Source organism: Paenibacillus phocaeensis (genome assembly GCF_900021165.1).
GTDB lineage: Bacteria > Bacillota > Bacilli > Paenibacillales > Paenibacillaceae > Fontibacillus > Fontibacillus phocaensis.
In genome coordinates, this window is sequence record NZ_FCOQ01000033.1 from 22,220 (window position 1) to 47,892 (window position 25,673).

Genomic DNA, 25,673 nt, shown 5'->3' on the forward strand with positions numbered 1-25,673 from the left:
TTATTAAAAAATGTGTATTTAAATTTTTAAAGGTTTTCAGTGGTCTGAAAAACAAAAAAAATCCTTACTCGAAGTAAGGATTCACGTTACGTTAAGATGGAGCGGGTGATGGGAATCGAACCCACGCTACCAGCTTGGAAGGCTGGAGTTCTACCATTGAACTACACCCGCAGAGGATGAAATTGATCGGGACGACACGATTCGAACATGCGACCCCCTGGTCCCAAACCAGGTGCTCTACCAAGCTGAGCTACGTCCCGAAGTAATTGCAGGCCCTTTTGGGAAGGCAAAAATTAATATACCACGTTTCCGAAGCCGAAGCAAGCAGGAATTGCTGAAGGTGTTGCTGGAGGTCCGCTTGGGGTCCTGCGAGGCGGCTTGAATCCCTGTAAGGGCCAAAAAACCTTAGCCGGCTAACCGGCTAAGGAATTCGCTTTCCAGTACGCCGGCAGACACCGGCTTGCTAAACAGATATCCTTGTCCTTCGTGGCACCGCTGCAGCTTCAGGAACTCCAGTTGCTCTTCGTTCTCCACACCCTCGGCCGTCACTTTCAGCTTTAAGTGGTGAGCCATCGTCGTGATGGTGGAGACAATCGCCGCATCGTTCCCGTCGTACATCACTTCTTTCACGAAGGCGCGATCGATTTTTAGGCGGTCAATCGGCAGGCTTTTTAAATAGTAAAGCGAGCTGTAGCCTGTGCCGAAATCATCGATGCTGATATGGATGCCCAAACGCTTCAACCGGTGGAGCTGATCCAGCGCGGTGTCGATATCGTAGGTCATGCTTTCCGTCACTTCCAGCTCCAGATAACGCGGATCCAACCCGACCTCGCGCAAGATCGCATCTACATGCTCCGCCAAATTATACTGGCGGAACTGGCGCATGGATAGATTGACGGAAACACAGACCGGCTCAAAGCCGTCCATCTGCCATTTCTTATTGTACAGGCAGGCTGTCTTCAGGACCCACTCTCCAAGCGGAACGATCAATCCGCTCTCCTCGGCCAGCGGAATAAATTCACTTGGCGGCAGCAGCCCCCGTTTGGGATGGTTCCAGCGGACAAGCGCCTCCATCCCGACCATTTTGCCCGTATCGAGACTGATCTGCGGTTGAAACTCCAGGAAAAATTCCTCCCGCTCCAGCGCCTTCCGCATATCGTTCTCCAATTCCACCTTCGATTGCGTACGCTGCTTCATCGATGCGTTGTAGCGCATGAAGTCAACCCCATGCTCCTTGGCATGGTGAACCGCCATATCTGCATATTGGATCATCTGGTTGACCGACTCCCCGTCGTCCGGAAAGACGGATAAACCCATGCTCAGTGAAATATGATATTCGGTATCGTCGATTAGAACCCCCGGATCCACAGAAGCCAACAGCTGCTTGGCCCGTTCCTCGGCTGCCGCATAATCGGGAAGCTCCGGGAAGATGACGGCAAATTCGTCTTCGCCCATTCGATACACCTGCTGCTGCGGTCCTTCCAGCGCCGACAGCCGACTCCCCAGCTCAGTCAGCACCTTATCCCCCGCACTATACCCCAGGGAGTCGTTGATCGCCTTAAACCGGTCGATATTAATCACGGCGACGCCAGTGCAGGCCTGGGAAAATACCAGCAGTTCTCCCAGCTGTTCTTTCATCTGCCGCAAGTTCGGCAGTCCGGTCAAATCATCATGGTAAGCCATATGCTTCATTTGAGCTTCCGCCTGTTGCTTGCCGCGCATCGGTTCCTCGATCGTCAGCCGGTAAACGCCTTTTAATACGATGTAATAGGAAATCCCCATGTACCACTGACCTGCTGCCTGTGCCAAGCCTCCCGCATGCCCCGGCGGGCTGGTGAGCAGCACATGCCCCATCGCCATAAACAACAGGGCCCGGGTCACCGTCATGATCGCCGGCGGACGCTCCGCGCGGTGCCGGTATAAGATGGCGAACGCCACGATGAGGTATAACAACGGTATCCCCACTCGCAAGACCAACTGCCCGGAAGCCAATTCGAGTAACGAAGGCAGGCTGTCCTGGTATCGGTTTAATACGAGCAACCCCACCAGCGTCAACAAGACGGCGCAGGCAAACATCGTGATTTTCTGCTGACCGGACACCTCCTGATCCGCCGTGACGAATATCCGCAGCATCCCTATAGCCCCCAGAAGATGCGAGATCATCAAGAACCAGGTTGCCAGATTCCCGCCCGGCTCGAAGCCGAGCAGCGTGATGTCGCCGTGCGAGACGACGTACAGGATATCCAGTATTCCGATCATCGAAAATAAAACGGCCGTATACAGCCGTTGCTTGGAAAGCTTGTCAATAAACAGAATCCATCCCTGTGCAAAGATGGCAAACGAAACAGCCAGGCACATTAGACCGGCCAGAAGATGAAGCGTTTGAACGAGCGCGCCCGTCCCCGGTGGAAAAGCGCTCCACGCCGACAGCTGAACCACCCCGACCATCGCCACCAACCCGATTACCCCTTGGATGATTGTCGTTTGTTCCTCTGCCCTGATCCTCAATGTGTATCAACCTCCGGAGGTAAATTCTGTCTTCCGTTATGAAACTACTAATTCAACATATTCCGCTTATTTCCTGCCTTTTCCCCAAATTTGTCGAGGAAAAAAAGAAGCCCGTGCGCAACGCGCCGGGCGGGAAATCCTTATTTTTTCGGACGATTCACCGTGATTTCCGGCGTCGTCAGCTTGTCGTAAAAATCGACGGCTTTATCCTTGTCCTCCGAGGCCCGCAGAGCCATCGCGGAACGCGGATGCTCATCCAGCGTCCCCGTGATCATGTAAGGAATCAGATAGCCCCACTCTTCTTTCTCCCGAAGCGGGATGAGCAGTTCCTCCAAGACCTCCAGAACAGGCCGCAGGTTATAATTCGTATTCTTCAGATGAGTTACGAGCAGTTCGGTTGGGCAGTTGCCGGCCGCGCGCCCCATGCCGTACACGGAAGCATCGAGCAGCTCGACCCCGTGATCGGCGGCCACCAAGGTGTTGGAGAACGCCAGTTGCATGTTGTTATGGGTGTGCACGCCAAGCCGCTTCCCCGGCAAATGCTTCTTAAACTTGTTAACCAGATACTCCATGTCTTTGTAGTCGAGACTTCCGTAAGAGTCAACGATGTAGACAACGTCGACAACGCTCTCCTTGATCATCTCGAACGCTTCCAACAGCTCATTTTCCATTACGTTGGAGAGCGCCATGATGTTCAGCGTGGTCTCATATCCGCGGTCATGGAACAATTGAACCAACTGCAGCGCTTTATCTACATCTTTAATGTAGCAGGCGACCCGAATCAAATCGAGCAAGCTTTCGCTGCGCGGCAAGATATCGTTCTCATCCACCCGTCCGATGTCGACCAGGGCGGAAAGCTTGGTTGTTCCTTTTTGAGGGATCACCTTGCGCAGGAAATCATCGTCCAAAAAACGCCAAGGTCCCGCCTCATCGGCACCCTTCAGCAGCTTGGGCGAGTTTTTGTAGCCGATTTCCATATAATCCACGCCGGCTTCGTTTAAGCCTGCGTACAATTTTTGGACAAACTCCACGCTGAAGTCCCAGTTGTTCACCAGTCCCCCGTCACGTATGGTGCAATCGACGATTTTGCATTGGTTGGCTTTCATACCCGCATATTCCTCTCCATCGTTTTACTATCCATCTTACTAAAGGTTGTTCGAAAAGTCATCTTCGAATCACGAAGTAGTTCAAGAAGTTTCTTCGGCGTCGAATCTTGAATTCAGCCGGGCTTTCCGTTGCTCACGTAGATCTGTCTACGCTCCGCTACTCAATCCCTGGCTTCATCCAACCTTCTCGGTGCTTCAAACCTGACTTTACGAACCTTCATTTGTACGGTTGTTCGAAAAGTCATCTTCGAATCACGAAGAATTTGATTCTCCGATATGAGATTGATCACAGTACGGAACGACCGAGCGTGATATATTACATTTGAAATTCAATTGAGATTGATTCTCAATACCAATTACTCAATTAGGGACTTCAGCCAATTTTGGCTTGCATATAGCACGAGCCCCTGCATTGCAATTGATTCAGAGAAGGAGAGGAATGCCCATGACACCCTGCCGATGTTGCCTGCTTGGTTTGAAACCCGGAACTTCCTGCGCCATCACGCAAATCGGAAATATGGACCCGGTCCTGAAGCGGCGTCTTGCCGATCTCGGCATTCAGGAAGGCACCCGAGTCGTTGTCAAAAGATACTGCCTGTGGGGCGGCCCGGTTACGCTGGAATGCGCGGGCCAACTGCTTGGCATCCGCCAGAAAGAAGCGGCCTATATCGAGGTGGCGGTTTCATGAACAACGCGGCTCTCATCGGGAACCCGAACACGGGGAAAACCTCGCTGTTTAACACATTAACCCGCTCCTATGAATATGTCGGCAACTGGTCCGGCGTAACCGTCGAGAAGAAAGTCGGGCAACTGCGGAACAAGACCGGCCTGCTGACCGACCTGCCCGGGATCTATACTCTTCGCCCTCTATCCAGGGATGAAGGGGTTGCGGCGGAATACCTGGCCACCGAGTCTCCTTCCGTCCTGGTGAACATCGTTGACGCCTCCAATCTGGAGCGCAACTTGTACCTGACCCTGCAGCTGCTTGAATACGGCAAACCGGTGATCATCGGGCTAAATATGATCGATGTCGCCCGCGCGAACGGACTGCAGGTCGATCCGGAGAAGCTTGCCGATCGGCTCGGAACTCCGGTATTCCCTCTGATCGCCCGTACCGGGAAAGGCAGCAAGGAACTGCTGCGTGCGATCGAGCAGTTGCCTCCGGGATCGGCTGCTGTTCCGCGCTTTACGATCAACTACGGGGAAGTCATCGAACAGGCCATCCACGATATCTCCCGGGTACTTGACGCCGGACGCGAGGAAGGGCGCCCGACCTTGCGCTGGCTGGCCCTTCAGGTGCTGGAGGATAACCCGGCGGTCATCGCCGCACTCCCGCCGCAGACCGACCTGAATCAACTGCAGGGCATCCGCGCCAAAGCGGAAAGACAGTTGGCCGCAGCCGGAAACCCTGCGTCTGCGGAAGAGACGATCCGCACCGTCCGCACCCGGCTGATTCGGGAGCTTTGCCGCGAGGCAGTCGACGCGACCCGGAAGAAGGCGCATACGATGACGGAACGGATCGACCGTATCGTCACTCACCCGGTTCTCGGCATCCCTCTGTTTATCGCTTTTATGTTCCTGACTTTCCAGCTCACGTTCGACTGGCTGGGAAACCCGCTTTCCGACCTGCTTGACGGTCTCATTACGGGACCGCTGACAAGCGGCATCGAGACGCTGCTGACGGTAGCCGGGGCTTCAAGCTTCACGCATGCGCTGATCCTAGACGGCATCATCGGCGGCGTCGGCGGCGTATTGGTCTTTATCCCGCAGATTTTCATCATGTTCCTGATTATCTCCTTCATTGAGGACTCCGGCTACATGGCCCGAATCACGGTAATGATGGATAAATTGATGGAAATCGTCGGCCTAAACGGCAAAGCGCTAATTCCGTTTATTTTGGGCTTTGGCTGCAATGTACCGGCCGTTATGGCCTCCCGCAGCATTAAACAACCGAAAGAGCGGATGCTGACCATGCTGTTGATTCCATTGATGTCCTGCTCCGCCCGGCTGCCGGTTTACGCGTTGTTTGCCGGGATCTTCTTCACCCGGTCGCAAGGCCTGATCGTCCTCTCGCTGTATCTGCTCGGGATTGTCATGGCGCTTGTGTTGGCCAAAGTATTCTCCCTGTTCCTGTTCAAAAATGAACGTTCCTTCTTTATGGTTGAACTGCCGCCTTACCGGATGCCGCAAAGCGTCACTTTGTTTCGCAGCACCTGGGAGAAAGGCAAAGGTTTCCTGCGTAAAGCCGGCACCTTCATTCTCGGCGGCTCGGTTATGATCTGGCTGCTCTCCTACCTTGGTCCGGGCGGCGTAGCCGAGAACATGGACGACAGCTTCCTGGCCGCGGTCGGCGGTTGGTTCGCGTCCATCCTGCAACCGCTCGGGTTTGGCACGTGGCAATCCGGAGCCGCCCTCATCACCGGGTTTATGGCGAAAGAGGTCGTGGTGTCGACCATGAACATCATTTACCACGTACCGGACATGGCCGGGCTGCAGGGGCAAATCGCCGCCTCCTTCACAGGGCTGCAGGCTTACAGCTTTATGGCTTTTGTTCTGCTGTATACCCCCTGCCTCGCAACGGTAGGCGTCCTCCGCAAAGAAACGGCCTCCTGGAAATGGACGTTATTCTCGATCGCTTATTCGCTGACGCTCGCTTACCTTGTGTCCCTCTTGATCTATCAGGTTGGCTTGCGACTCGGGTTGGGTCTGGCTTAAGTTTCGAACCGATAAACGAAAGGAGTTCCCCCTGATGATCGACATTGTGATCCTTACGGCCGTATTTGGTTATGCCGCCTTCGCGTTATACCGCAGCTTCAAGAAGAGCAAAAAAGGCGCCTGCGCCTCCTGCTCGCAGCAGAAATCCTGTTCTGCGGCTTGCGGGAGTTACGCGGCGTCCTCTTCGGTTCCTCCGGCCAAAGGCCAAAGGGAATAATTCTATACTCTTCTATAAGGCCAGCGGGAGCGAAATGACAAAGATCGTTCCCGCGCCTTTTAAACTATCCACGGAAATGTTCCCCCGATGATTCCGAATGATCCGGTAACTCACCGACAATCCCAATCCGGTCCCCTTCTCCTTCGTCGTAAAGAAGGGATCAAACAGGCGGCTCAGCATTCCCTTATCCATCCCGCCTCCGTTATCCTGCACCGAGATGTTCACCGACTTGCCTTCCATCTCTGCACGGATATCGATCACCCCTTGATGATCGCTGCCGACCTCCGCGATCGCGTCCATCGCATTCTTGATAATATTGAGCAGAACCTGCTTGATCTGCTTAGCGTCAATGGAGACGAACAACTCCTCCTCCGGGGCGTGCAGGATCATTTGACACCCCTTCATCACCGCCTCGCTCTCCGTAAGCAGCACGACCTCCTTCAGCAAAGACGAGACGCTAACCGTCGATTTCTGCGGGGCTGAAGGCTTCGACGAATTGAGAAACTCATGAATAATGTCATTCGCCCGGTCGATTTCCGTCAAGATAATTCGAGCATACTCGTCCTTGCCCAATTGCAGCAAATGCGGCCGCAGCAATTGAATGAACCCGCGAATCGCCGTCAGCGGATTACGAATTTCGTGCGCAATGGCTGCCGAGATCTTCCCGAGCATCGCCAGCTTGTCATTCTGGTAAGCGGTTTGTTCAATTCTTTTGAAATCAGAGACGTCCTTCACGCTAAGTAAAAAATCCCCGTCCATTTGATCTCCGTATGTAACTGTGATCAGCCAATGTCTGCCGTACTCGTCGATTAATTCGTGGTATTTCTTACGGTGAAAAATCGTCTCCCGGTAAATTCGTATAATTTTGCGCTTCTTAAATTGATTGAGATGCGGATGCCGCAGCATTTGCAGCAAGTTGCAGCCGATCAGGGATTGGCGCGGCATTTCGAGCAGCTTGGCCATCTGTACATTGATAAAGGTCAGAACCCCATCGCTGTCGAACAGCATAATTCCGCTGTCCAGGTGTTGGAGTACGTTCTCATACTTGTTTTTGACGAGCTGGGTCGATTGATATGCTTTGACGGACTGGAGCAATGTCTCTTGAAATTCACTCAACAAGTTTGGTTCCCCCTTTACTCAAATGACGTACTTTGCCTAACAAGACAACATACGATCACTACCTAGAAGAACTTACCCTGACTCGGCGTGCTTAACTCAACTTTCGATCCGAATCTATGTCAATTTTCTAAAAAGACGAAGGATGCCTGTCCATAAATCTAATGAAATAAGTCAAAAGCCACCTGTTTCAATCATAGTCAAGTTTTCCAAATACCGTCAACCAGAGATACTGTCGAAAAAAGAGGGATGAACGCAAAACGACGACCATAGTCCCAAAAAAATGAAAATAGCCTCCCTTCTGGAAGACTATTTCTCATGATTCAACTATTGTTGTGTTGAAGCCGGGCCCGGCGCCGGCTCATCACCGCCAACCTCTTCTTCAGCTCCTCGGTCCATTTCTCATCGCCGATCTGTTTGGCAACGGACAAGAGGTCCAGGGAAATATCGATTTGGCTTTGCACGATCACCATGGGATCTTCATCCTCCCGGTTCACGCAGTTTCCGAAAATGGACTCATCGTCCTCCATCACGAAATCCTGAAAATCAATCTCCGCCACACCATCGCCATGCGCATATTCTGCTAATATCTCGTATTCATTCTCCACTTTATAATGAACCTCAACCCGATGGCATACCGGGCAAAATAACAGGGGTACATTATGTACCTGCGTACGATAATGCTTTAAAGTCCCCTTTGTTCCCAGCATGCTGGCTCCGCAGCAAAAACTCATTCCCCTTCACCCTTTCCCGCGTTCGGTTCATTGACGTCTCCGGCTCTGGCTTGAGCTGGGATTTCATATAATTTATTCGTGAAGCTTGCTTCAAATTCCTGCGTGGGGTTTGTAATTCCTGGAACCCCGGGCAATCCCCCACAGATCCAGCCGTGGGGCAAAAAACCCCCGATTTGAGCCACGCTCAAACAGGGGGTCCATCTTCATATCTTTACATATGGTAACACCGGCCAAATCCAAAGTCAATTATTATACAGCCCGGTGTCAACTACTTCTTCATTGCGGCGACAATGAGATCGCCCATTTCCTTCGTACCGATCGCCTGACTCTTGTCGACGGCGATGTCACCGGTCCGATGACCCGCATTCAGCACGTCGGCTACAGCGGCTTCGATCGCATCCGCGGCATCGGCATAACCGAAGGTCATGCGGAACATCAGCGCGACGGATAGGATCGTCGCAATCGGGTTCGCCAGGTTCTGCCCGGCGATATCCGGCGCCGAGCCGTGTACAGGCTCATACAGCCCGAAGCTGCCTTCGCCCAGGGAAGCGGAGGACAACATGCCGATCGATCCGGTCAGCATCGCCGCTTCATCGCTCAGAATGTCGCCGAACATATTCTCCGTCACGATGACGTCGAAGCTGGCCGGACGGCGCAGCAGCTGCATGGCACAGTTATCAACAAGCACGTGCTCCAGCTCTACGTCCGGATATTCCGGAGCGACGCGGTTCACAACCTCGCGCCATAAACGCGATGTCTCCAGCACGTTGGCCTTATCGACGGAAGCGAGCTTCTTGCGGCGCTTCTGGGCGATTTCAAACGCTTGGCGCACGATCCGCTCCACTTCGCTGACGTTATACGCACACGTATCCACCGCTTCCTGACCTTGCTCCGTATCGCGGCGATATTTCTCACCGAAATAAATGCCGCCGGTCAGCTCGCGCACCACGATCAGGTCGGTGCCTTCAAGCACTTCCGGTTTCAGCGTCGAAGCGTCCTTCAAGCAGTCGAACACGACCGCCGGACGCAGGTTCGAGAACAGGCCCAGCGCCTTGCGGATGCCCAACAGTCCGGTCTCCGGACGCAGCTCCTTCGGATTGTTGTCCCATTTCGGACCGCCTACAGCCCCGAGCAGGACGGCATCGGCCTTCTGGCACACCTCCAGCGTTTCCTGCGGCAGCGGCGTTCCTTTCTCATCGATGGCGATCCCGCCGAACAACGCATGCTCCGTTTCAAACGCGTACCCGAACAGCTCCTCCGTCCGTTTCAGCACTTTCTCCGCTTCGGCCACAACTTCCGGCCCGATGCCGTCGCCCGCGATGACCGCGATTTTTTTGACTTCTGCCATAACTTCCAGCTCCCTTTCGTAAACATCCTCTACCTCTGTTGTAACATACCGGGTTAGGATAAACCAAGATATAGAATCTATTAAGGTCATAGGTATTAGCTATAAGCCGTCAAAAAAACAACGGAGCTGAATAACTCAGCCCCGCTGCAGTCAACTCCCCGTTCGGTTACGACCGAATCGCGGAGTTGGATTTTCTCTTCTCGATTAACCGGTTAATGGCATCAACATACGCGCGGGCACTGGCTTCCAGGATGTCCGTGCTGACGCCGCGTCCCTGGACAGATACGCCGTTCTGGGTCAGAACGACATGTACTTCCCCCTGCGCATCCTTGCCGTGGCCAACCGCTTTGATCGAATAATCGGCCAGCTTGACTTCTTCGCCGGAAGCCTGGTCAATCGCGTTATAGATCGCGTCAACCGAACCATTGCCTTCGGCTTCCTTCTCGATGATGTCGCCGTTCAGGGTAACGAGCCGCACCTTTGCCGCCGGCGTCGCTTCGTTGCCGTAAGAGACGAAGATCGTTTCGAGGCGGAACTCCTCCGGCGTATCGATCAGCTTCTCTTCGACAATCGCGAGCAAATCCTCGTCGGTGATTTCCTTCTTCTTGTCGGCCAGCGCCTTGAATTTGGCGAAAGCTTCGTTCAAGCGCTCGTCGTCCAGCGTATAACCCATATCCACCAGCTTCTCGCGGAACGCGTGACGCCCGGAATGCTTGCCCAGCACCAATTTGCTCTCTTTGAGCCCAATCGTTTCCGGGGACATGATTTCGTACGTGGTTTTCTCCTTCAGCATGCCGTCTTGGTGGATGCCGGATTCATGGGCAAAAGCGTTCGCGCCCACGATCGCTTTGTTCCCCGGCACGACCATCCCCGTCAAGCGGCTGACCAGCCGGCTCGTACGGGCGATCTCCGACAGCTCCAGCGACGTCTTGGCCTCGAAGAAATCATAACGGGTCTCCAGCGCCAGCGCCACTTCCTCCAGCGCGGTGTTGCCTGCCCGCTCTCCGATGCCGTTGATCGTCCCCTCGATTTGGTCGGCGCCGCCCAGGATTGCCGCCAGCGAGTTCGCCGTCGCCAGACCCAGGTCGTCATGGCAATGGGCGCTGAGCTGGATTTTCTCGATACCGGGCACCTTTTCCTTCAACGTGCGGAAGATGTTGCCGTATTCCTCGGGGTACAAATATCCGACCGTATCCGGGATATTGACCACTGATGCCCCCTCGCGAATCGCCATGGCCGTCATCTCACAGAGGAAATCCAGCTCGGTGCGGCCCGCATCTTCGGCGGAAAATTCGATTTTCGAGAAATACTTGCGCGCATACCGCAGCGCGGCTTGCGCCGTCTCCAGCACCTGCTCTTTGTCCATCTTCAATTTATACTTCCGGTGGATCGGACTGGTAGCCAGGAACAAATGGATGCAAGGATCCTCCGCCCCCTGCAGCGCTTCACGGACCGCATCGATGTCCTGCGTGCGCGACCGAGACAAGCCGATCACCGTCGACTTCTTGACCGCACGCGCCACCGCGTTAACGGCGGCCAAGTCCCCCGGCGAAGCTGCGGGAAAACCCGCTTCAATCCGGTCAACCCCAAGCTTCTCCAGCTGATAGGCGATCTCCAGCTTTTCGCGAGTATTCAGGTTCACCCCGGGGGACTGCTCGCCATCCCGAAGCGTTGTATCGAAAATGTAGATTTTGCGCATTCCAAGCACCTCCTCCGAAAAGCTCCAATGCGGCTCACGCCTTAGGCACGGCCGCATTGGGTATTCAGGTTCTTACTCATCTTTACGTCATGCTAGATCCGGGATATTCCGAATTATTTCTTGATCCAGTGCATCAAGCCGCGAAGCTCTCGGCCAACCACTTCGATCGGATGGTTCGCTTCGTTGCGGCGAGTTGCCGTGAGGAACGCACGGTTCGATTGGTTCTCGAGAATGAAGTCACGAGCAAATTTGCCTTGCTGAATATCGGAAAGCACTTCTTTCATTGCTTTCTTCGTTTCTTCGGTTACGATGCGCGGTCCTGTAACATAATCGCCGTATTCCGCTGTGTTGGAGATGGAATCGCGCATGGTCGCCATCCCGCCTTCATAGATCAGGTCAACGATCAGCTTCATTTCATGCAAGCACTCGAAATACGCCATTTCCGGAGCATATCCTGCTTCTACCAGCGTTTCGAAGCCGGCTTTGATCAAGGCCGTTACGCCGCCGCACAATACCGCTTGTTCGCCGAACAAATCGGTTTCGGTTTCTTCACGGAAAGAGGTTTCGATAACCCCGGCGCGTGTACAGCCAATCCCTTTCGCATAGGCCAGGCCGATCTCCTTGGCTTTGCCGGTCGCATCTTGGTGGATGGCGATCAAGCCAGGTACGCCAAAGCCTTCCACATACGTGCGGCGAACCATATGACCCGGGGATTTCGGAGCAACGAGCAATACGTCGTTATCCGGGGAAGGAACGATTTGGCCAAAGTGTACGTTGAAGCCATGGGCAAACAGCAAGGCAGCGCCTTTCTTCAGGTTAGGTGCGATTTCGCTGTTGTAGACCGCAGCTTGCGTTTCGTCCGGCATCAGGATTTGCACAACATCTGCACGTTGGGTCGCTTCCGCAACGGACAACACCTCAAAACCGTCTTCCTTCGCTTTGTTGAAGGATTTGCCTTCACGCAGGCCGATGACGACGTTCAGTCCGCTTTCGCGCAGGTTTTGCGCATGGGCATGTCCTTGGCTGCCGTAACCGATGATCGCGATCGTTTTTCCTTTCAATACGCTGAGTTCTGCATCTTGTTCATAGTACAAAGTAACTGCCATTTCTTATGCCCTCCTAAGATTTGCGGGACAGTCAAGCTGTGCCCTTGATTAAAATAAGTATGGTTCCCTCCGCCTGTGACGAGCGGGTGTTTCAGCGGACCGACGCCTTAAGGCGATAAAGCGGCTTCTTGACTAAATCGATCCCCTCAAACACCCGCCCGTGGTCTGGCGGAGGGGTGAAGCCGCAGACTGCGGCATGAATCCGAAATGGTTCAGGTGCCTAGGCGTTGCCGCGAATCATGGCGGTGACGCCGGTGCGCGACAGCTCCCGGATGCCGTATGGGCGGAGCAGCTCGATCATCGCGTCGATCTTTTCGGTATCGCCTACGACTTGGACCATCATGCTGTTCGTCCCGATATCGACAACTGCGGCGCGGAACGTTTCGACGACGCCCATGATTTCCGGGCGCTCCGCCGGCTCGGATTTCACCTTGATCAAAGCTAATTCGCGTGCAACCATCGGTTTGGAACTGACATTCACGACTTTGATGACGTCGATCAGTTTGTACAGCTGCTTTTCGATTTGCTCAAGCGTTTTGTCATCGCCTTGCGTAACGATAATCATCCGGGACAATCCTGCTTCCTCCGATTGGCCTACGGTGATGCTTTCGATATTATAGCCGCGCCGGCCGAACAGGCCGGCCACGCGCTGCAGAACCCCCGGCTGGTCATTCACTAAAACGGAAATCGCATGGCTTTTCATCATCATTCACTGTCCCCCATCAGCATTTGATCAATGGTGGAACCTTGTGGAACCATCGGATAGACGTTTTCCTCTTTGCAGACCACGAATTCCACCAGAACCGGTCCCGGCGTGTCAAGCGCCTCCTGCCATACGCGTCTGGCTTCTTCCTTGTTCGTCGCCCGCAAACCTTTCACGCCGTAGGCTTCGGCCAGTTTGACGAAATCCGGGCTGCCTTCGAGATTGATATGGCTGTAACGGTTATCATAGATCAATTCCTGCCATTGACGAACCATGCCCAGCACTTGGTTGTTGATGACGACAACTTTAACCGGGATGTTGTTGATCGCGCAGATCGCCAGTTCCTGGGCGCACATCTGCATGCCGCCGTCGCCGTTGATCGAGATGACCAGCCGGCCGGGGTTCCCCATTTGCGCGCCGATGGCCGACGGGAATCCGAAGCCCATCGTCCCGAGACCGCCCGAAGTAATCGAGGAACGAGGCTGGTTGAATTTGTAATACTGGGCCGTCCACATCTGATGCTGTCCGACATCGGTCGTGATAATCGCTTCGCCGCCCGTCGTGTCGTTAAGCAGTTCGATGACCCACTGCGGTTTCAGTTCGATATCCGAATCGATGTATTTCAGCGGCTTCTCGATTTTGGAGCGTTGGATCTGCGCTCTCCACGCATCCGCCTTGTCCGCACGGGACACGATCGGGTTCAGCATTTCCAGCACCGTCTTGACATCGCCGACAATCGGAATGTCCGTATGGACGTTCTTGCCGATTTCCGCCGGGTCAATGTCGATGTGCACGATTTTGGCCTTCGGTGCAAATCCGTCCAGCTTGCCGGTTACCCGGTCGTCAAAGCGTGCCCCAATGCTGATCAGCAAATCGGACTGCTGAATCGATTGGTTCGCCGTATAAGTGCCGTGCATTCCTGGCATTCCCATCCAGAGCTCATGACCGCTTGGAAAAGCGCCCAAGCCAAGCAGCGTCGTCGTAATCGGAATTTGCGTCTTGTTCACGAATTCGAACAGCTGCTCATGTCCGCCGGAGTAGACGACACCGCCTCCCGCGATAATCACCGGACGTTCGGCTTCCTGGATGGCCGCTGCCAATTTATCCAACTGCAGCCGATTCGGCACCACCGTTGGGTTGTAGCCGCGCAGGTTGATGACCTGAGAAGGTTCGAACAACGCTTTGTTCGCGGACACGTCCTTCGGAATATCGATCAGGACCGGTCCTTTCCGTCCGGTATTTGCGATGTGGAACGCTTCGTGGATAATCCGCGGCAGATCCTCAACGCGCCGGACGAGATAGCTGTGTTTCGTAATCGGCATCGTAATGCCGGTAATGTCCGCCTCTTGGAATGCGTCCGTTCCGATCAGACTGGAAACGACGTTTCCCGTAATTACAACCAGCGGAACGGAATCCATAAACGCAGTGGCGATCCCCGTCACCGTGTTGGTCGCCCCCGGGCCGGAGGTGGCGATGCATACGCCGACTTTGCCGGTAGCCCGAGCGTATCCGTCCGCCGCATGGATGGCGCCCTGCTCATGTCTGGTCAGCAGGTGGTGGAAATCGGTAAACCCGTAAAGCGCGTCGTAGATGTACAACACCGCTCCTCCCGGATAACCAAAGACACACTCGACACCTTCCAAAAGCAAGCTGCGAAGCAGGATTTCGGAACCTGTAATGACTTCCGGTTTCATCCATTTCTCTCGTAATTGTTCTGTGGACCGCATCTCTGGAATTTGCGCGCTCATCAGTCATCCTCCTTCCAAATGATGTTCAAAAAGTCATCTTTCGATCAAACTTTTTGAACTTGATCTAACTTTTTTCAAACCCCAGTAACTTACCTAAACTAAAAAAACCTTCCGCCCGCCGGAACAGTTTCCTGCTCCGAGGGACGAAAGGTTTGATCCTCCGTGGTACCACCCATTTTTACCCAGCACTTCGCAGTGCCAAGCCTTGACGAGTAAAAGCGTGAGCCGCCCTACTCGTGGTCCGTAACGCGGACCAGACGATTCCCCCTACTAAGCCTTGATCGCAAGCGCCACCGCGGATGGCTTGCAGCTTTTCAGGGAAACAGCTCCGAGGTGAGCTCGCAGTTAAGGGATTTTGGTGGTGGTCTCAGCAAATCCATCCACTCTCTGAGCAAAGAGCCCTTAAAGCTTCGTCCTCTTCATTGCCGTTTGCAAGATATGTCTTAAAATGTTTAGGAACATTATATGATTAGTTCACACCACGAGTCAATACCCTAAAGAATTAAAGTTTCTGAAAGGAACCCTTTCCCTCCTCCTCCTCATATGATAAAAGATAGCGCCCAAAATTATGCACGGTTAGGAGGAGTTTCGCGTATGATTCGTTACAGAAGGCCCAAACAGGACGATCCCGTCATCTATGATTTGATCCGCAGGGAGCTTGTCCCCTTCTCCCATATGCCTCCTCAGGACATCGAAGCCGTCTTTAAGGATCTCCCGCAGCGGATGTCGCGCGGCGTCTCCCTGGTCGTCTCGCCCACCTACGAAGCGGATCCCGTCGCTTTTATCCATTTTCTCATTCATGGTGATTTGTTATATATTGACATGATGGCGGTGGCATCGGCGAATCAACGGCAGCGTCACGGCAAAACCTTGATGGCCCATGCAGAAAACTTTGCCACCTCCCGAGGATGTTTGCGTGCAAAAGTAATGGTGGACCGGGAGAATACCCGGGCCCACCTATTTTACCGCAAATTGGGGTATCGGACTTTGCGTTACGTTCCACTGTCCCAATGTTATGAGCTGGAAAAAAGGCTGCCCGGCCGCAGCTAAGCATTTACCAGAAATACGGGTAAGGGTAGCCGCCGCCGTAGGGAACGCCGCCGCCATACGGATAACCGTAAGGGTAACCCCCATAGGCATAGGGAGCGGTGCCGATCGCCAGCAGATCGAACAAAACAAGCGGGATGATCGCTTTTGTTCTGACCTTCTTACCGGGGGCCTGGCGGACAATCAAGCGATTGCCGCTGATTTTTACCAATTTCCCCGTTACTACCGTACCGTCTTTTTTATAAGCCGCGATCTGTTTGCCCAGCCATTTCTCGGCTTCTTTTCTCGTAACCGTTCTGCCCATCCTAATTCCTCCTGTCGGGTGAGATCCCATAGCCGTGAAAACCGCTCTGGCCGAACCGTTTGACTCGGCTATTTTGTGTTCAACCCCATGCTATTCACCCGCCTTCGCGCTTGCTTGCACCATCGCCTTGACCTGCCGACAAACAGGCCTCTATCCAGTACGATATCGTGCCTAGATGTCCCTCTTGCCCGCCTTTGCACGATTATCCCTTTCATTCAGGGGGAGGCAACGGGCGGAATGCGGCGAGTCCTTCTTCAGTTCTCGACTATACTGATCAAAGGGGATAATCATACGAAGCGTCCGGCTAGATGTGTTAATATCTGATCTCACAAAAAAAAAGGATGCTGCCGATGGCAGCATCCTTGCTTGAGGATTAGCGTTTGCCTGGATCGTAAGGCGTACCCAGCGCCGCTGGCGCCGAGGAACGACCTACCGCGCCGACAAGGACGATAATCGTCAGCACGTAAGGGATCATAAAGATAAATTCCTGCGGAATACTTCTCGACCATTCGAACAGCTGCACGTAGTTGCGGATCGCCTGCGAGAAGCCGAAGAACACGGCCGCGCCGAAGGCGCCGAGCGGGTTCCACTTTCCGAAGATCATCGCCGCAATGGCGATAAAGCCTTGGCCGGAGATCGTGTTATGGGCAAACGTACTCGTCGTAGTCAACGTGATGGTTGCACCGCCAATTCCGCCGAGGACGCCGCTGAGAAGCACGCCGATATACCGCATTTTCGTAACGTTCACACCCAATGTGTCCGCTGCGCTCGGATGTTCACCTACAGAACGCAGCCGCAACCCAAACGGGGTCTTAAACAACACAAAGTAAATGACAACGACAAGGATCAACGCCAGATACGTCGTTGGATACGAGTTGAAGAAGCCCTCCCCGATAATCGGTATATCCCGCAATACCGGAATCGGGACTTTGTGGAACACCGTAATGAGCGGAGTTTCGGCTGCCCCTTCAAACAGCAACTTGACGATATATACCGTCAGACCGGCCGCCAAAAAGTTGATAACGATCCCGCTGATGGTCTGATCCGCCTTAAACGTGATCGTAGCGACAGCGTGGATCAGGGCACCGATAGCCCCCATGACCATCGCCGCAATGACGCCGACCCACGGCGAGAAAGCCCCCATCCCCGCTTCCTGGGCATAATAAGTCCCTACGCCGGCGGCAAAAGCGCCAAAGATCATCAAGCCTTCCAGGCCGATGTTGACGACGCCGGAACGCTCGGAGAAAATGCCGCCCAGCGCGGTGAAGATCAACGCCGTCGAAAACACGAGGGTAGAGTTCAGCAATTGACCAAGCAGTGTAAGTACGTCCATCTTACGACACCTTCTCTTTCTTGCGCTTCAGGTAAAACGGCTTCAGCACGATTCTCACGATGCCTTGAGCGGCAATGAAGAATATGATCGAACCGATGACGATCTTGATCAACTCCGGAGGGACTCCGGCGCTAAAGCTCATCCCGGCAGAGCCGTACGTCAGCACGCCGTAAAGGATCGAGCCGAGCACCACGCCAAACGGATGGTTCATCCCAAGCAGCGCGACGGCGATGCCGTCAAAGCCGTACCCCGGAGAAGCGGCGAAGACAGATTGGTAGTGGAACACGCCAAGCACCTCAAAGGTCCCGGCCAAGCCGGCAAACACCCCGCTGATGAACATCGCCTTTACGATATTGCGGCTGACGTTCATCCCGGCGTATTCCGCCGCATTGGGGTTCAGACCTACGGAACGCATTTCGTAACCTTGCTTCGTTTTCCAGAGGTAAACAAAGAAGAATACCGCTGTGAGAAGGGCAATGACGGTTCCCCAATGGATCCGGGCACCGTTAAATACGTCGTTCAGGAAGGTCATGGACGCGGAGGCCGCGATGTCTTCCGAACGGTTTTGACCCTTAAGCAAGTAAAAGTTGCGGATCACGTAATTGGACAAATAAAGCGCAGTCCAGTTCAGCATGATCGTGGTAATAACTTCGTTGATGCCTCGTTTCGCCTTCAGATAACCTGCGATCCCTGCCCAGAGGCCGCCTCCGAGCCCTCCGGCAATCACCGCCAGAGGAACCAGGATGCCGGAGGGCAATCCCGAGAACGACAACGACACCGCCGTAGCCACCGTCATGCCGATCAGAACCTGACCGTCCGCACCGATGTTGAACATGCCGGAACGGAAGGCAAACGCCACCGCCAAGCCGGTAAACATGAGCGGCGTAATCTGACGGATGGTTTCCCCGAAGTCGTACGGATTGCCTACGACCCGCTGCAGAAGCGCGCTGTAGGCAACGACCGGATTGTATCCCCCGATCAGCATGACCACCGCACCAACCAACAAACCGAGTACGATCGCAACCAGCGGAAGAATGACGCTGTCCAATGTAAATATTTTTCGCAATTTATCCAACGCTTTGACCTCCCCGCTCCAGGCTTCCCGCCATCATTAGGCCAAGCTCTTGATCGTTGGTTTCCTGCGGCAGCACTTCGCCGACGATCCGTCCCTCATAAATGACGGCAATTCGATCAGACACGTTCATAATTTCGTCCAGCTCGAAGGAGATCAGCAATACCGCCTTGCCTTGGTCCCGCTGCTCAATCAGCTGTTTATGAACGAATTCGATCGCCCCGACATCGAGTCCCCGCGTCGGCTGGGCCGCGATTAGAAGATCCGGGTTCTTGTCTATTTCCCGAGCAATAATCGCCTTCTGCTGGTTCCCTCCAGACAGAGAGCGGGCCTTCGTCTCCACGCTTGGCGTTCGCACGTCAAACGCTTCAACCAATTGCTTGGCATGCTCGTCAATCGCCTTCTGGTTCAGCAAACCTCCCTTGCTGTAAGGCGCTTGGTAATACGTCTCCAGCACCATATTTTCGCTGATGGAGAAGTCCAGAACCAGACCGTGCTTGTGGCGGTCTTCCGGGATATGCGACAACCCGCTTTCGATAATCTTCCGCGCCGACAAATGGGAGATTTCCTTGCCCGACAGCTTGATCGATCCGGATTCGATTTTGCGCAGTCCCGTGATCGCTTCGATCAACTCGCTTTGACCGTTGCCGTCCACTCCGGCGATGCCGACGATTTCACCTGCGCGCACCTCCAGGTTCAGTCCATTAAGCACATGGATGCCATGTTTGCCCTTCGCCTTCAAATCCTGCACTTGCAGGACAGGTTGTCCGATTTGAGGTTCTTGTTTATCCACTTTAAAGGAGACGCCGCGGCCGACCATTTTCTCCGCGAGCTCTTTCGGGTTCGTCTTGTCCGTCTCCACGGTATCGATCACTTTACCGCGGCGGATAATCGTCACCCGGTCCGAGATCTCCATGATTTCCTTCAGCTTATGGGTAATCAAAATGATCGATTTCCCCTCCGCTACCAACCGTCTCATGATCGCCATCAATTCCTCGATCTCCTGAGGCGTAAGCACAGCGGTCGGCTCGTCAAATATAAGAATATCCGCGCCGCGGAACAGAATCTTCATAATTTCGACCCGTTGCTGCATCCCGACCGAGATATCGTGGATCTTCGAGTTAGGGTCGACCTGAAGGCCGTACTGCTCCGACAATTTCGCCACTTGGGCGGACGCCGATTTATAATCGATTTTAAGTCCCTTTGAGGGTTCCATGCCAAGAATGATATTCTCGGTGACCGTGAAAGGTTGTACAAGCTTGAAATGCTGGTGAACCATCCCGATTCCCAGCTTAATCGCCTTATTCGGATTGTCGATCGTCACCGGCTGGCCGTTCATCTCAATCGAGCCTTCATCCGGCTGATAGAGGCCAAACAAAATGTTCATCAACGTCGATTTACCCGCACCGTTCTCGCCGAGCAAGGCATGTATTTCGCCCTTGCGCAGGGTCAGGCTGATGGAGTCGTTCGCGACAACACCGGGAAAACGCTTTGTGATTTGCTTCAACTCGACTACGGGAGCCGCAGCGTTCATGAAACCACCCTCACCATTATGGGATTAACGCAAGCAACAAGGCCAGTTGATCCACTGGCCTTGCCCGCTTGAATGACTCTATTATATTCCACTGTCCATACGGACGTAAACGCTTCTGTCCGCGATATTATTCGGCAGGAACCGTTACTTCACCGCTGACGATCTTTTGCTTAAATTCTTCTACCTTGTCCAGAACTTCTTGGCTCAGGTTCGGATTCTCATCCGGCAAGCCTACGCCGTCATCTTTCAACGTCAAGTTCGTGACTTGACCGCCCTTGAACGTACCGTCGATGACTTGTTGAGTTACGTTCTTAACCGCCACGTCAACGCGCTTCATCATCGAAGTCAAAGTAACTTCATCGCCGAACTCAAGCGATTGGTCTTTGTCAACGCCGATTACCCACATTTTGTTTGCGCCGCCGGCTTGGTTGCGAGCCGCCGCTTCGTTAAATACGCCGTTCCCTGTTTGACCTGCAGCCGGGAAAATGATGTCGGCGCCATCGTTGAACAATTGGGTTGCCAAGGATTTCCCGATATCCGGCTTGTCATAAGCCCCTGCATAAGTAACCGTTACTTTAGCATCCGGGTTCACTGCGGCGACACCTGCTTGGAAACCAACTTCGAAACGTTTGATAACCGGGCTTTCGGCACCGCCGATGAAGCCGATTTTGTTCGTTTTCGTCGTCAGACCTGCAACTACGCCAACCAGGAAGGAACCTTCGTTTTCAGCAAATGTTACAGATTCTACGTTTGGAGCGTCAACGACGTTGTCGATAATCGCCATTTTCGCATTTGGATTTGCATCGGCAACCTGTTTCGTAGCATCGCCTAGGTCGAAACCGATGGACCAAGTGAGGTCATATCCGCCTTGCACAAATTGAGTCAAGTTCGGAACGTAGTCGGAGCTTTGGGAACTTTGCAGATATTTGTTTTGAATCCCTTGCTCCTCATGCAACGCTTCGAGCGCTTCCCATGCGGATTGGTTGAAGGATTTGTCGTTTACGCCGCCTACGTCAGTTACCAGACCGATCTTAAACTTCGATGCATCGGCTGTGTTCCCGCCGTTACCCGCTTGCGTGTTGTCGGCCGTATTGCCAGCGTTGCCGGTATTTGTAGCTCCACCGTTGTTCGCTGCTTTGTTGTTGCCGCATCCCGCCAAAATCAGAGTAAATGCGAGCACCATGAGTAAAGATAGCTTGAAGGCTTTGTTCATTGCGGTTAATCCCCCTTAATATTTTGTGAGCCTTGTCTAAGTTGACCACACAGACCGATTATACCTGTAAAATAGGCTAAAATCCATACCTTTAATAACCCTGGGTTAAATAATTTTCGCCTTTATTTTCAATAAAACGCTTACTTTCGACAAACGTATCATCCAATGTTCGCATCATGTAAAGTTATTCCGGCAGCAACATTTTTTTCAACTCTTCGCCCCCGGCTCACATGTTAACCTTGGCGTTCTCCCGGGTTCTTCCGAATTGACTGGGGCAGGTTATGCGGCTTACCTATAGCATTCCTAAATTTCCACATTTCCATGCTAATCCGGCGGATTTTCTGCTAAAGACGCCCGGATCATCCGGTGTGTCCGCCCATGATTTTCCAGTCAATCAGAAGCACATCTGCTCCGCTTAAGGATCCCGGCTGACCCGTATCCCCAAAAAAAGCGCCGCCCCGGAACCAACCGGAAACAGCGCCTTTATCGTTTGTACTTAAGCGTTGATTTTCTCTTTAGCTACAGCAGCCAAAGAATTGAAGGCATTCAGATCGTTTACTGCGAGATCAGCCAGCATTTTGCGGTTGATGTTCACTTCAGCGAGCTTCAGGCCATGCATCAATTTGCTGTAGGACAAACCGTTCATGCGTGCTGCTGCATTAATACGGACGATCCACAGTTTGCGGAAGTCGCGTTTTTTCGTGCGGCGGTCACGGTATGCGTACAGCAAGGATTTCATCACTTGCTCGTTAGCGGTTTTGAAGATGCGGTGTTTCGAACCAAAATAACCTTTAGCCAGTTTCAATACTTTTTTATGACGACGACGAACGACGAATCCGCCTTTTACTCTTGCCATTTAAAAAACCTCCCAATAAGTTGTGTTAATTGTTCCTCGGAAATTACTTCAGGTTTGCCAGTTGTTGTTTCATGCGGCTAACGTCACCTGCGTATGCAACAGGGCTGTTGGCCAAAACACGTTTTGCACGTTTCGACTTATGGGACAGCAAGTGATTGCGGTTCGCTTTGTAACGTCTTACTTTACCGGATCCGGTAATTTTGAAGCGGCCTTTCAGGCTGCTGTGGGTTTTCATTTTAGGCATTGTACTTCCCCCTCAAAGTTTGTAACGTCCGCTTTCTCTTCCGAGTCATCCCGCCATCGGAATGATTCTATATAGAAAACAAACGATTAGTTTTTCGGTGCCAGAATCATGATCATGCTGCGTCCTTCGAGCTTCGGAACGCGCTCTACGTTCGAGATTTCCGCAACCTCTTCCTTGACGCGGTCGAGAATTTTCTTCCCGATGTCGGCATGGGTGATTTCCCGTCCGCGGAAGCGAACCGAGCATTTTACCTTGTCGCCATCTTTCAAAAATTTGATCACATTGCGAAGTTTCGTTTGGAAATCGTGTTCCTCAATGTTCGCACGGAACCACACTTCCTTGATGTCCACAATCTTCTGATTCTTGCGGGCTTCCTTCTCTTTCTTCTGCTGCTCGTAACGGAACTTGCCATAGTCCATAATCCGGCATACCGGCGGTTTGGCAGTCGGCGCAACGTTCACCAGATCCAGATTCAGGTCGATCGCCATCTGCAGTGCTTCGCGCAGCGGCTTGATGCCGATTTGTTCCCCTTCAGCACCCACCAGACGGACTTCTTTCGCACGAATCTCATCATTGATCAAATGTTCCTTACTGATAATTCTCCACCTCCAAATGGTCTTAAGGCATGACTTGGACCGGTACTACTCACACACATAAAAAGGATGCAGGTCCTCACCCGCATCCCTCATTGATCATCGTTAGTCTTCATGAACATTCATTCATAAATCAACGGATCAAAACCAGCCAACACAAACGTCGGTCAGGTGAGAAGCCGGGGCCTCTGCTTGCAATCCAAAAACTTCTTGCAACCTCAAATACTATATCATGCGGGATCCACCAAGTCAAGGGCGGACAGCAAAAAAGGTGGGACCGCGAATTGCATCCTGCCATCCGCCGCCAACCGAGCTACGTTAGGCTAAATAGAGGACTTTTATACCCTTATTTGGCCGCCACTCGCTTAGCGGATGAAGATAAGGGCATTTTATGGCCTTATTTGTGCAAAACCGCACCAAAACCGCTTGTTTTAGCGCCTTTTCTCAAAAATAGGGGAAATAAATTCCTCTATTTTGCCGCAAACTCGTGATTCGCGCTAAATAAGGCCATGTTTTACCGCTATTTTGCCGGCAGACCCAAAAGGCCTATATCCGCCACACGCAGGGCCCGGCTGAATTCAAGATTCGATGCCGAGCCCGCTTCGTCAGCTATAACTTCGTGATAAGAAAAACTTTATCGATGTAATTCTTAGGAGCCAGACCGCCTTAAGCAGAAGTTTTTCTTGCGATATAAGGATGCCTTGTCTACGAAAATGATTCATCCTTATATCTTCAAAAGTCGGTTTTTAACTATCCTTAACTTACCTTGTTGCTTTGGACTTCTTCCAGGCGTACCACACGCGTATGCTGCGTATGACTCCATTGCTTGTTGTTCTGCGTGAAGAAGGCATAGAACGTGATCGGCCACCAGGAAACCAGGTAAATCGGGAACAGGATCAGGTAAGCATACACCTTCTTGGACTTCACCTTCTCCAGGAACATCGCCATCAGGAAAATAAAGACGTTGGCGACAATCGCCACATAGGATACCCACATCGGCAGGTAACCGTACAGCGTGTCGATATGCGGTCCGCTTAGCAGGGACTGGTCAACCCAGATAAATGCCGTCAGCAGGAAGGTCAGCAGCACGACGTATACATTAGCGCCGTAGAGAGCCATGTCCAGCTTGACCATGTTGCGCTCCTTGATACTCTTCCAGAGCAGCGGGAAGAAGTAGCGGCGAGCCACGGTGAAGTGCCCCTGCATCCAGCGCAAGCGTTGGCGCGCCGAGGCTTTGAACGTCAACGGCTTCTCGTCGAACAGCTTGGCGTCATAATTAAATACCGGGTACACACCGCGTTCGACGCAGCGCATCGTAAACTCCAGGTCCTCGACCAGGCTCGTCGCACCCCAGCCGATCTCCTTCAACAGCTCGGTTTCGAAGCACATCCCCGTGCCCCCGAGGAAATTCGCCATCTTCAGATTCGTCCGGGACAGCTGCCACAGACGGTTGCAATACCAGTAGGAGATCCCGTAAGAAGCGGTGATCCAGGAATCCTCCGGATTCTTCGTATCGATGTAGCCTTGGATGACCCGAGCGCCGGAGCACAAATCGTTGTTCATTTCGCGCAGGAAATCCGGATGAACCAGGTTGTCAGCGTCGAACATGACGACCGCGTCGTATTGGCGCGGCATTTTCCACAGTTGCTTCAGCATCCATTCAATCGCGTAGCCTTTCCCCCGAAGATGCGGGTTGCTGCGCACGCAAGCGTTCATGCCGTGGCTGCGGACGATGCTCGCGGTATTGTCGGTACAGTTATCGCAAATGACAAATACGTCGTACAAATCTTTCGGATAGTTGAGCTGCTTCAAATTCTCCATCAAAGCCCCAACGACTTTTTCCTCGTTATGCGCCGCGACCAGCACCGCAAAGGACTTGCTTGGTGCGTGCTGAACTTTGTTCTTCTTCCTGTACATCCCAAATAACGCCAAACCAAATTGATACACCCCTACCACCGCAAGCACGACCTGCAGTGAGACCAAGATGACATCCAACATGATTTCTTGCCCCCTTTTTCCCCGATGTTTTTTTCTTTGTTTCGGAGTTTTTTAGTTGTAATGACCCTTTAGATTTTCATTTCTTTTTTTCTCTGATCCGATGGCCGGCTCTTTTTTTTAAACCATTACGATTTTCCATGAGTTGACTGTTTTTGTCAAAACGACTATGGCCCCGCTGTTGCTCAAATACCTTGAAGTCCGGCAAATTTGGCATACAGGACCCCCGCATCCTGCTTTCAGGTACGGTTACATCTTATTTTCATCACTTTTGGCACTTTTTATTTCTAATTTCTTCTTTTTTGTGATCAACCGGCTGACGACCCGTTGGCCTTTCATCTACATAAACGGGAGAACCCAGCAAAAAGTTTACAATTCTGCACCCTTTTTTTTAAACTTATTTGCTATGATTTGAATCATTGTACAGGGACGAAGAACAGAATGTCAAAAAAGAGCACGGCCTGCAACGAAAAAAACGTCCT

At 52.8% G+C, this 25,673-nt stretch carries 22 protein-coding genes and 2 tRNA genes; 4 read left to right on the forward strand and 20 right to left on the reverse strand.

Annotated features, from left to right (window positions below):
• Positions 1-97 precede the first annotated feature (97 nt).
• From BN3795_RS21390 to BN3795_RS21405, 4 genes are all read right to left on the reverse strand, one after another.
• A tRNA-Gly gene (locus BN3795_RS21390) sits at positions 98-171 on the reverse strand.
• A 15-nt stretch (positions 172-186) separates the two neighbouring features.
• Positions 187-260, reverse strand: a tRNA-Pro gene (locus BN3795_RS21395).
• Between the two features lie 145 nt (positions 261-405).
• Complete coding sequence (locus BN3795_RS21400; protein ID WP_068786729.1) at positions 406-2,508, reverse strand: putative bifunctional diguanylate cyclase/phosphodiesterase; 2,103 nt, start codon at positions 2,506-2,508, stop codon at positions 406-408.
• A gap of 140 nt (positions 2,509-2,648) precedes the next feature.
• On the reverse strand, positions 2,649-3,614 hold the full coding sequence (locus BN3795_RS21405) for an aldolase catalytic domain-containing protein (protein WP_068786730.1): 966 nt from the start codon (positions 3,612-3,614) through the stop codon (positions 2,649-2,651).
• Positions 3,615-4,059: 445 nt separating this feature from the next.
• On the opposite strand from BN3795_RS21405, the gene BN3795_RS21410 reads away from it, so the two are divergent.
• From BN3795_RS21410 to BN3795_RS21420, 3 genes are read left to right on the forward strand one after another with little or no spacing between them, the layout of a single operon-like run.
• On the forward strand, positions 4,060-4,302 hold the full coding sequence (locus BN3795_RS21410; RefSeq protein ID WP_232730002.1) for a FeoA family protein: 243 nt from the start codon (positions 4,060-4,062) through the stop codon (positions 4,300-4,302).
• Complete coding sequence (feoB, locus tag BN3795_RS21415) at positions 4,299-6,329, forward strand: ferrous iron transport protein B (RefSeq protein ID WP_068786731.1); 2,031 nt, start codon at positions 4,299-4,301, stop codon at positions 6,327-6,329. The genes BN3795_RS21410 and feoB overlap by 4 nt, the downstream gene beginning before the upstream one ends.
• A gap of 34 nt (positions 6,330-6,363) precedes the next feature.
• On the forward strand, positions 6,364-6,546 hold the full coding sequence (locus tag BN3795_RS21420; protein WP_068786732.1) for a FeoB-associated Cys-rich membrane protein: 183 nt from the start codon (positions 6,364-6,366) through the stop codon (positions 6,544-6,546).
• A 12-nt stretch (positions 6,547-6,558) separates the two neighbouring features.
• Here the strand turns inward: BN3795_RS21420 and BN3795_RS21425 are convergent, their stop codons facing one another.
• The 7 genes from BN3795_RS21425 to ilvB all read right to left on the reverse strand — a co-directional run bounded on the left by BN3795_RS21425 (position 6,559) and on the right by ilvB (position 15,000).
• The gene (locus BN3795_RS21425) at positions 6,559-7,665 is read right to left on the reverse strand and encodes an ATP-binding protein (RefSeq protein ID WP_068786733.1); all 1,107 of its coding nucleotides are present in this window, start codon (positions 7,663-7,665) and stop codon (positions 6,559-6,561) included.
• A 320-nt stretch (positions 7,666-7,985) separates the two neighbouring features.
• Complete coding sequence (locus tag BN3795_RS21430; RefSeq protein WP_068786734.1) at positions 7,986-8,396, reverse strand: hypothetical protein; 411 nt, start codon at positions 8,394-8,396, stop codon at positions 7,986-7,988.
• A 268-nt stretch (positions 8,397-8,664) separates the two neighbouring features.
• Entirely contained in the window at positions 8,665-9,744 is a 1,080-nt protein-coding gene (gene leuB / locus BN3795_RS21435) for a 3-isopropylmalate dehydrogenase (RefSeq protein ID WP_068786735.1), read from the reverse strand.
• Positions 9,745-9,910: 166 nt separating this feature from the next.
• Positions 9,911-11,443 (reverse strand): 2-isopropylmalate synthase, encoded by a 1,533-nt coding sequence (locus BN3795_RS21440; RefSeq protein WP_068786736.1) that lies wholly within the window; start codon positions 11,441-11,443, stop codon positions 9,911-9,913.
• 113 nt (positions 11,444-11,556) lie between these two features.
• Positions 11,557-12,549, reverse strand: coding sequence for a ketol-acid reductoisomerase (ilvC, locus tag BN3795_RS21445; protein ID WP_068786737.1), 993 nt, complete (start codon positions 12,547-12,549; stop codon positions 11,557-11,559).
• 220 nt (positions 12,550-12,769) lie between these two features.
• Positions 12,770-13,258: an acetolactate synthase small subunit gene (ilvN, locus tag BN3795_RS21450; protein WP_198524791.1), complete on the reverse strand. Its 489-nt coding sequence runs from the start codon at positions 13,256-13,258 to the stop codon at positions 12,770-12,772.
• Positions 13,255-15,000, reverse strand: coding sequence for a biosynthetic-type acetolactate synthase large subunit (gene ilvB / locus BN3795_RS21455; RefSeq protein ID WP_068786738.1), 1,746 nt, complete (start codon positions 14,998-15,000; stop codon positions 13,255-13,257). The genes ilvN and ilvB overlap by 4 nt, the downstream gene beginning before the upstream one ends.
• A gap of 594 nt (positions 15,001-15,594) precedes the next feature.
• On the opposite strand from ilvB, the gene BN3795_RS21460 reads away from it, so the two are divergent.
• Complete coding sequence (locus tag BN3795_RS21460; protein WP_068786739.1) at positions 15,595-16,050, forward strand: GNAT family N-acetyltransferase; 456 nt, start codon at positions 15,595-15,597, stop codon at positions 16,048-16,050.
• A gap of 4 nt (positions 16,051-16,054) precedes the next feature.
• Here the strand turns inward: BN3795_RS21460 and BN3795_RS21465 are convergent, their stop codons facing one another.
• The 9 genes from BN3795_RS21465 to BN3795_RS21505 form a co-directional block, all read right to left on the reverse strand.
• Positions 16,055-16,351 carry a hypothetical protein gene (locus BN3795_RS21465; protein ID WP_068786740.1) on the reverse strand — a complete coding sequence of 99 codons (297 nt, stop codon included), beginning with the start codon at positions 16,349-16,351 and terminating at the stop codon, positions 16,055-16,057.
• Positions 16,352-16,724: 373 nt separating this feature from the next.
• A complete protein-coding gene (locus BN3795_RS21470; RefSeq protein ID WP_068786741.1) occupies positions 16,725-17,684 on the reverse strand; it encodes an ABC transporter permease in 960 nt (319 codons plus the stop codon).
• Between the two features lies 1 nt (position 17,685).
• Positions 17,686-18,759, reverse strand: a complete 1,074-nt coding sequence (locus BN3795_RS21475; protein ID WP_068786742.1) for an ABC transporter permease — start codon at positions 18,757-18,759, stop codon at positions 17,686-17,688.
• Positions 18,752-20,290: an ABC transporter ATP-binding protein gene (locus tag BN3795_RS21480; protein ID WP_068786743.1), complete on the reverse strand. Its 1,539-nt coding sequence runs from the start codon at positions 20,288-20,290 to the stop codon at positions 18,752-18,754. Before BN3795_RS21480 ends, BN3795_RS21475 begins: the two co-directional genes overlap by 8 nt.
• Before the next feature lie 127 nt (positions 20,291-20,417).
• A complete protein-coding gene (locus tag BN3795_RS21485; protein WP_068786744.1) occupies positions 20,418-21,503 on the reverse strand; it encodes a BMP family lipoprotein in 1,086 nt (361 codons plus the stop codon).
• 496 nt (positions 21,504-21,999) lie between these two features.
• Entirely contained in the window at positions 22,000-22,359 is a 360-nt protein-coding gene (gene rplT, locus BN3795_RS21490; RefSeq protein ID WP_036624933.1) for a 50S ribosomal protein L20, read from the reverse strand.
• Positions 22,360-22,402: 43 nt separating this feature from the next.
• Positions 22,403-22,603, reverse strand: a complete 201-nt coding sequence (rpmI, locus tag BN3795_RS21495; RefSeq protein WP_059046389.1) for a 50S ribosomal protein L35 — start codon at positions 22,601-22,603, stop codon at positions 22,403-22,405.
• A gap of 86 nt (positions 22,604-22,689) precedes the next feature.
• A complete protein-coding gene (gene infC / locus BN3795_RS21500) occupies positions 22,690-23,184 on the reverse strand; it encodes a translation initiation factor IF-3 (RefSeq protein WP_068786745.1) in 495 nt (164 codons plus the stop codon).
• Positions 23,185-23,952: 768 nt separating this feature from the next.
• On the reverse strand, positions 23,953-25,194 hold the full coding sequence (locus tag BN3795_RS21505; protein WP_068786746.1) for a glycosyltransferase family 2 protein: 1,242 nt from the start codon (positions 25,192-25,194) through the stop codon (positions 23,953-23,955).
• Positions 25,195-25,673 lie beyond the last annotated feature (479 nt).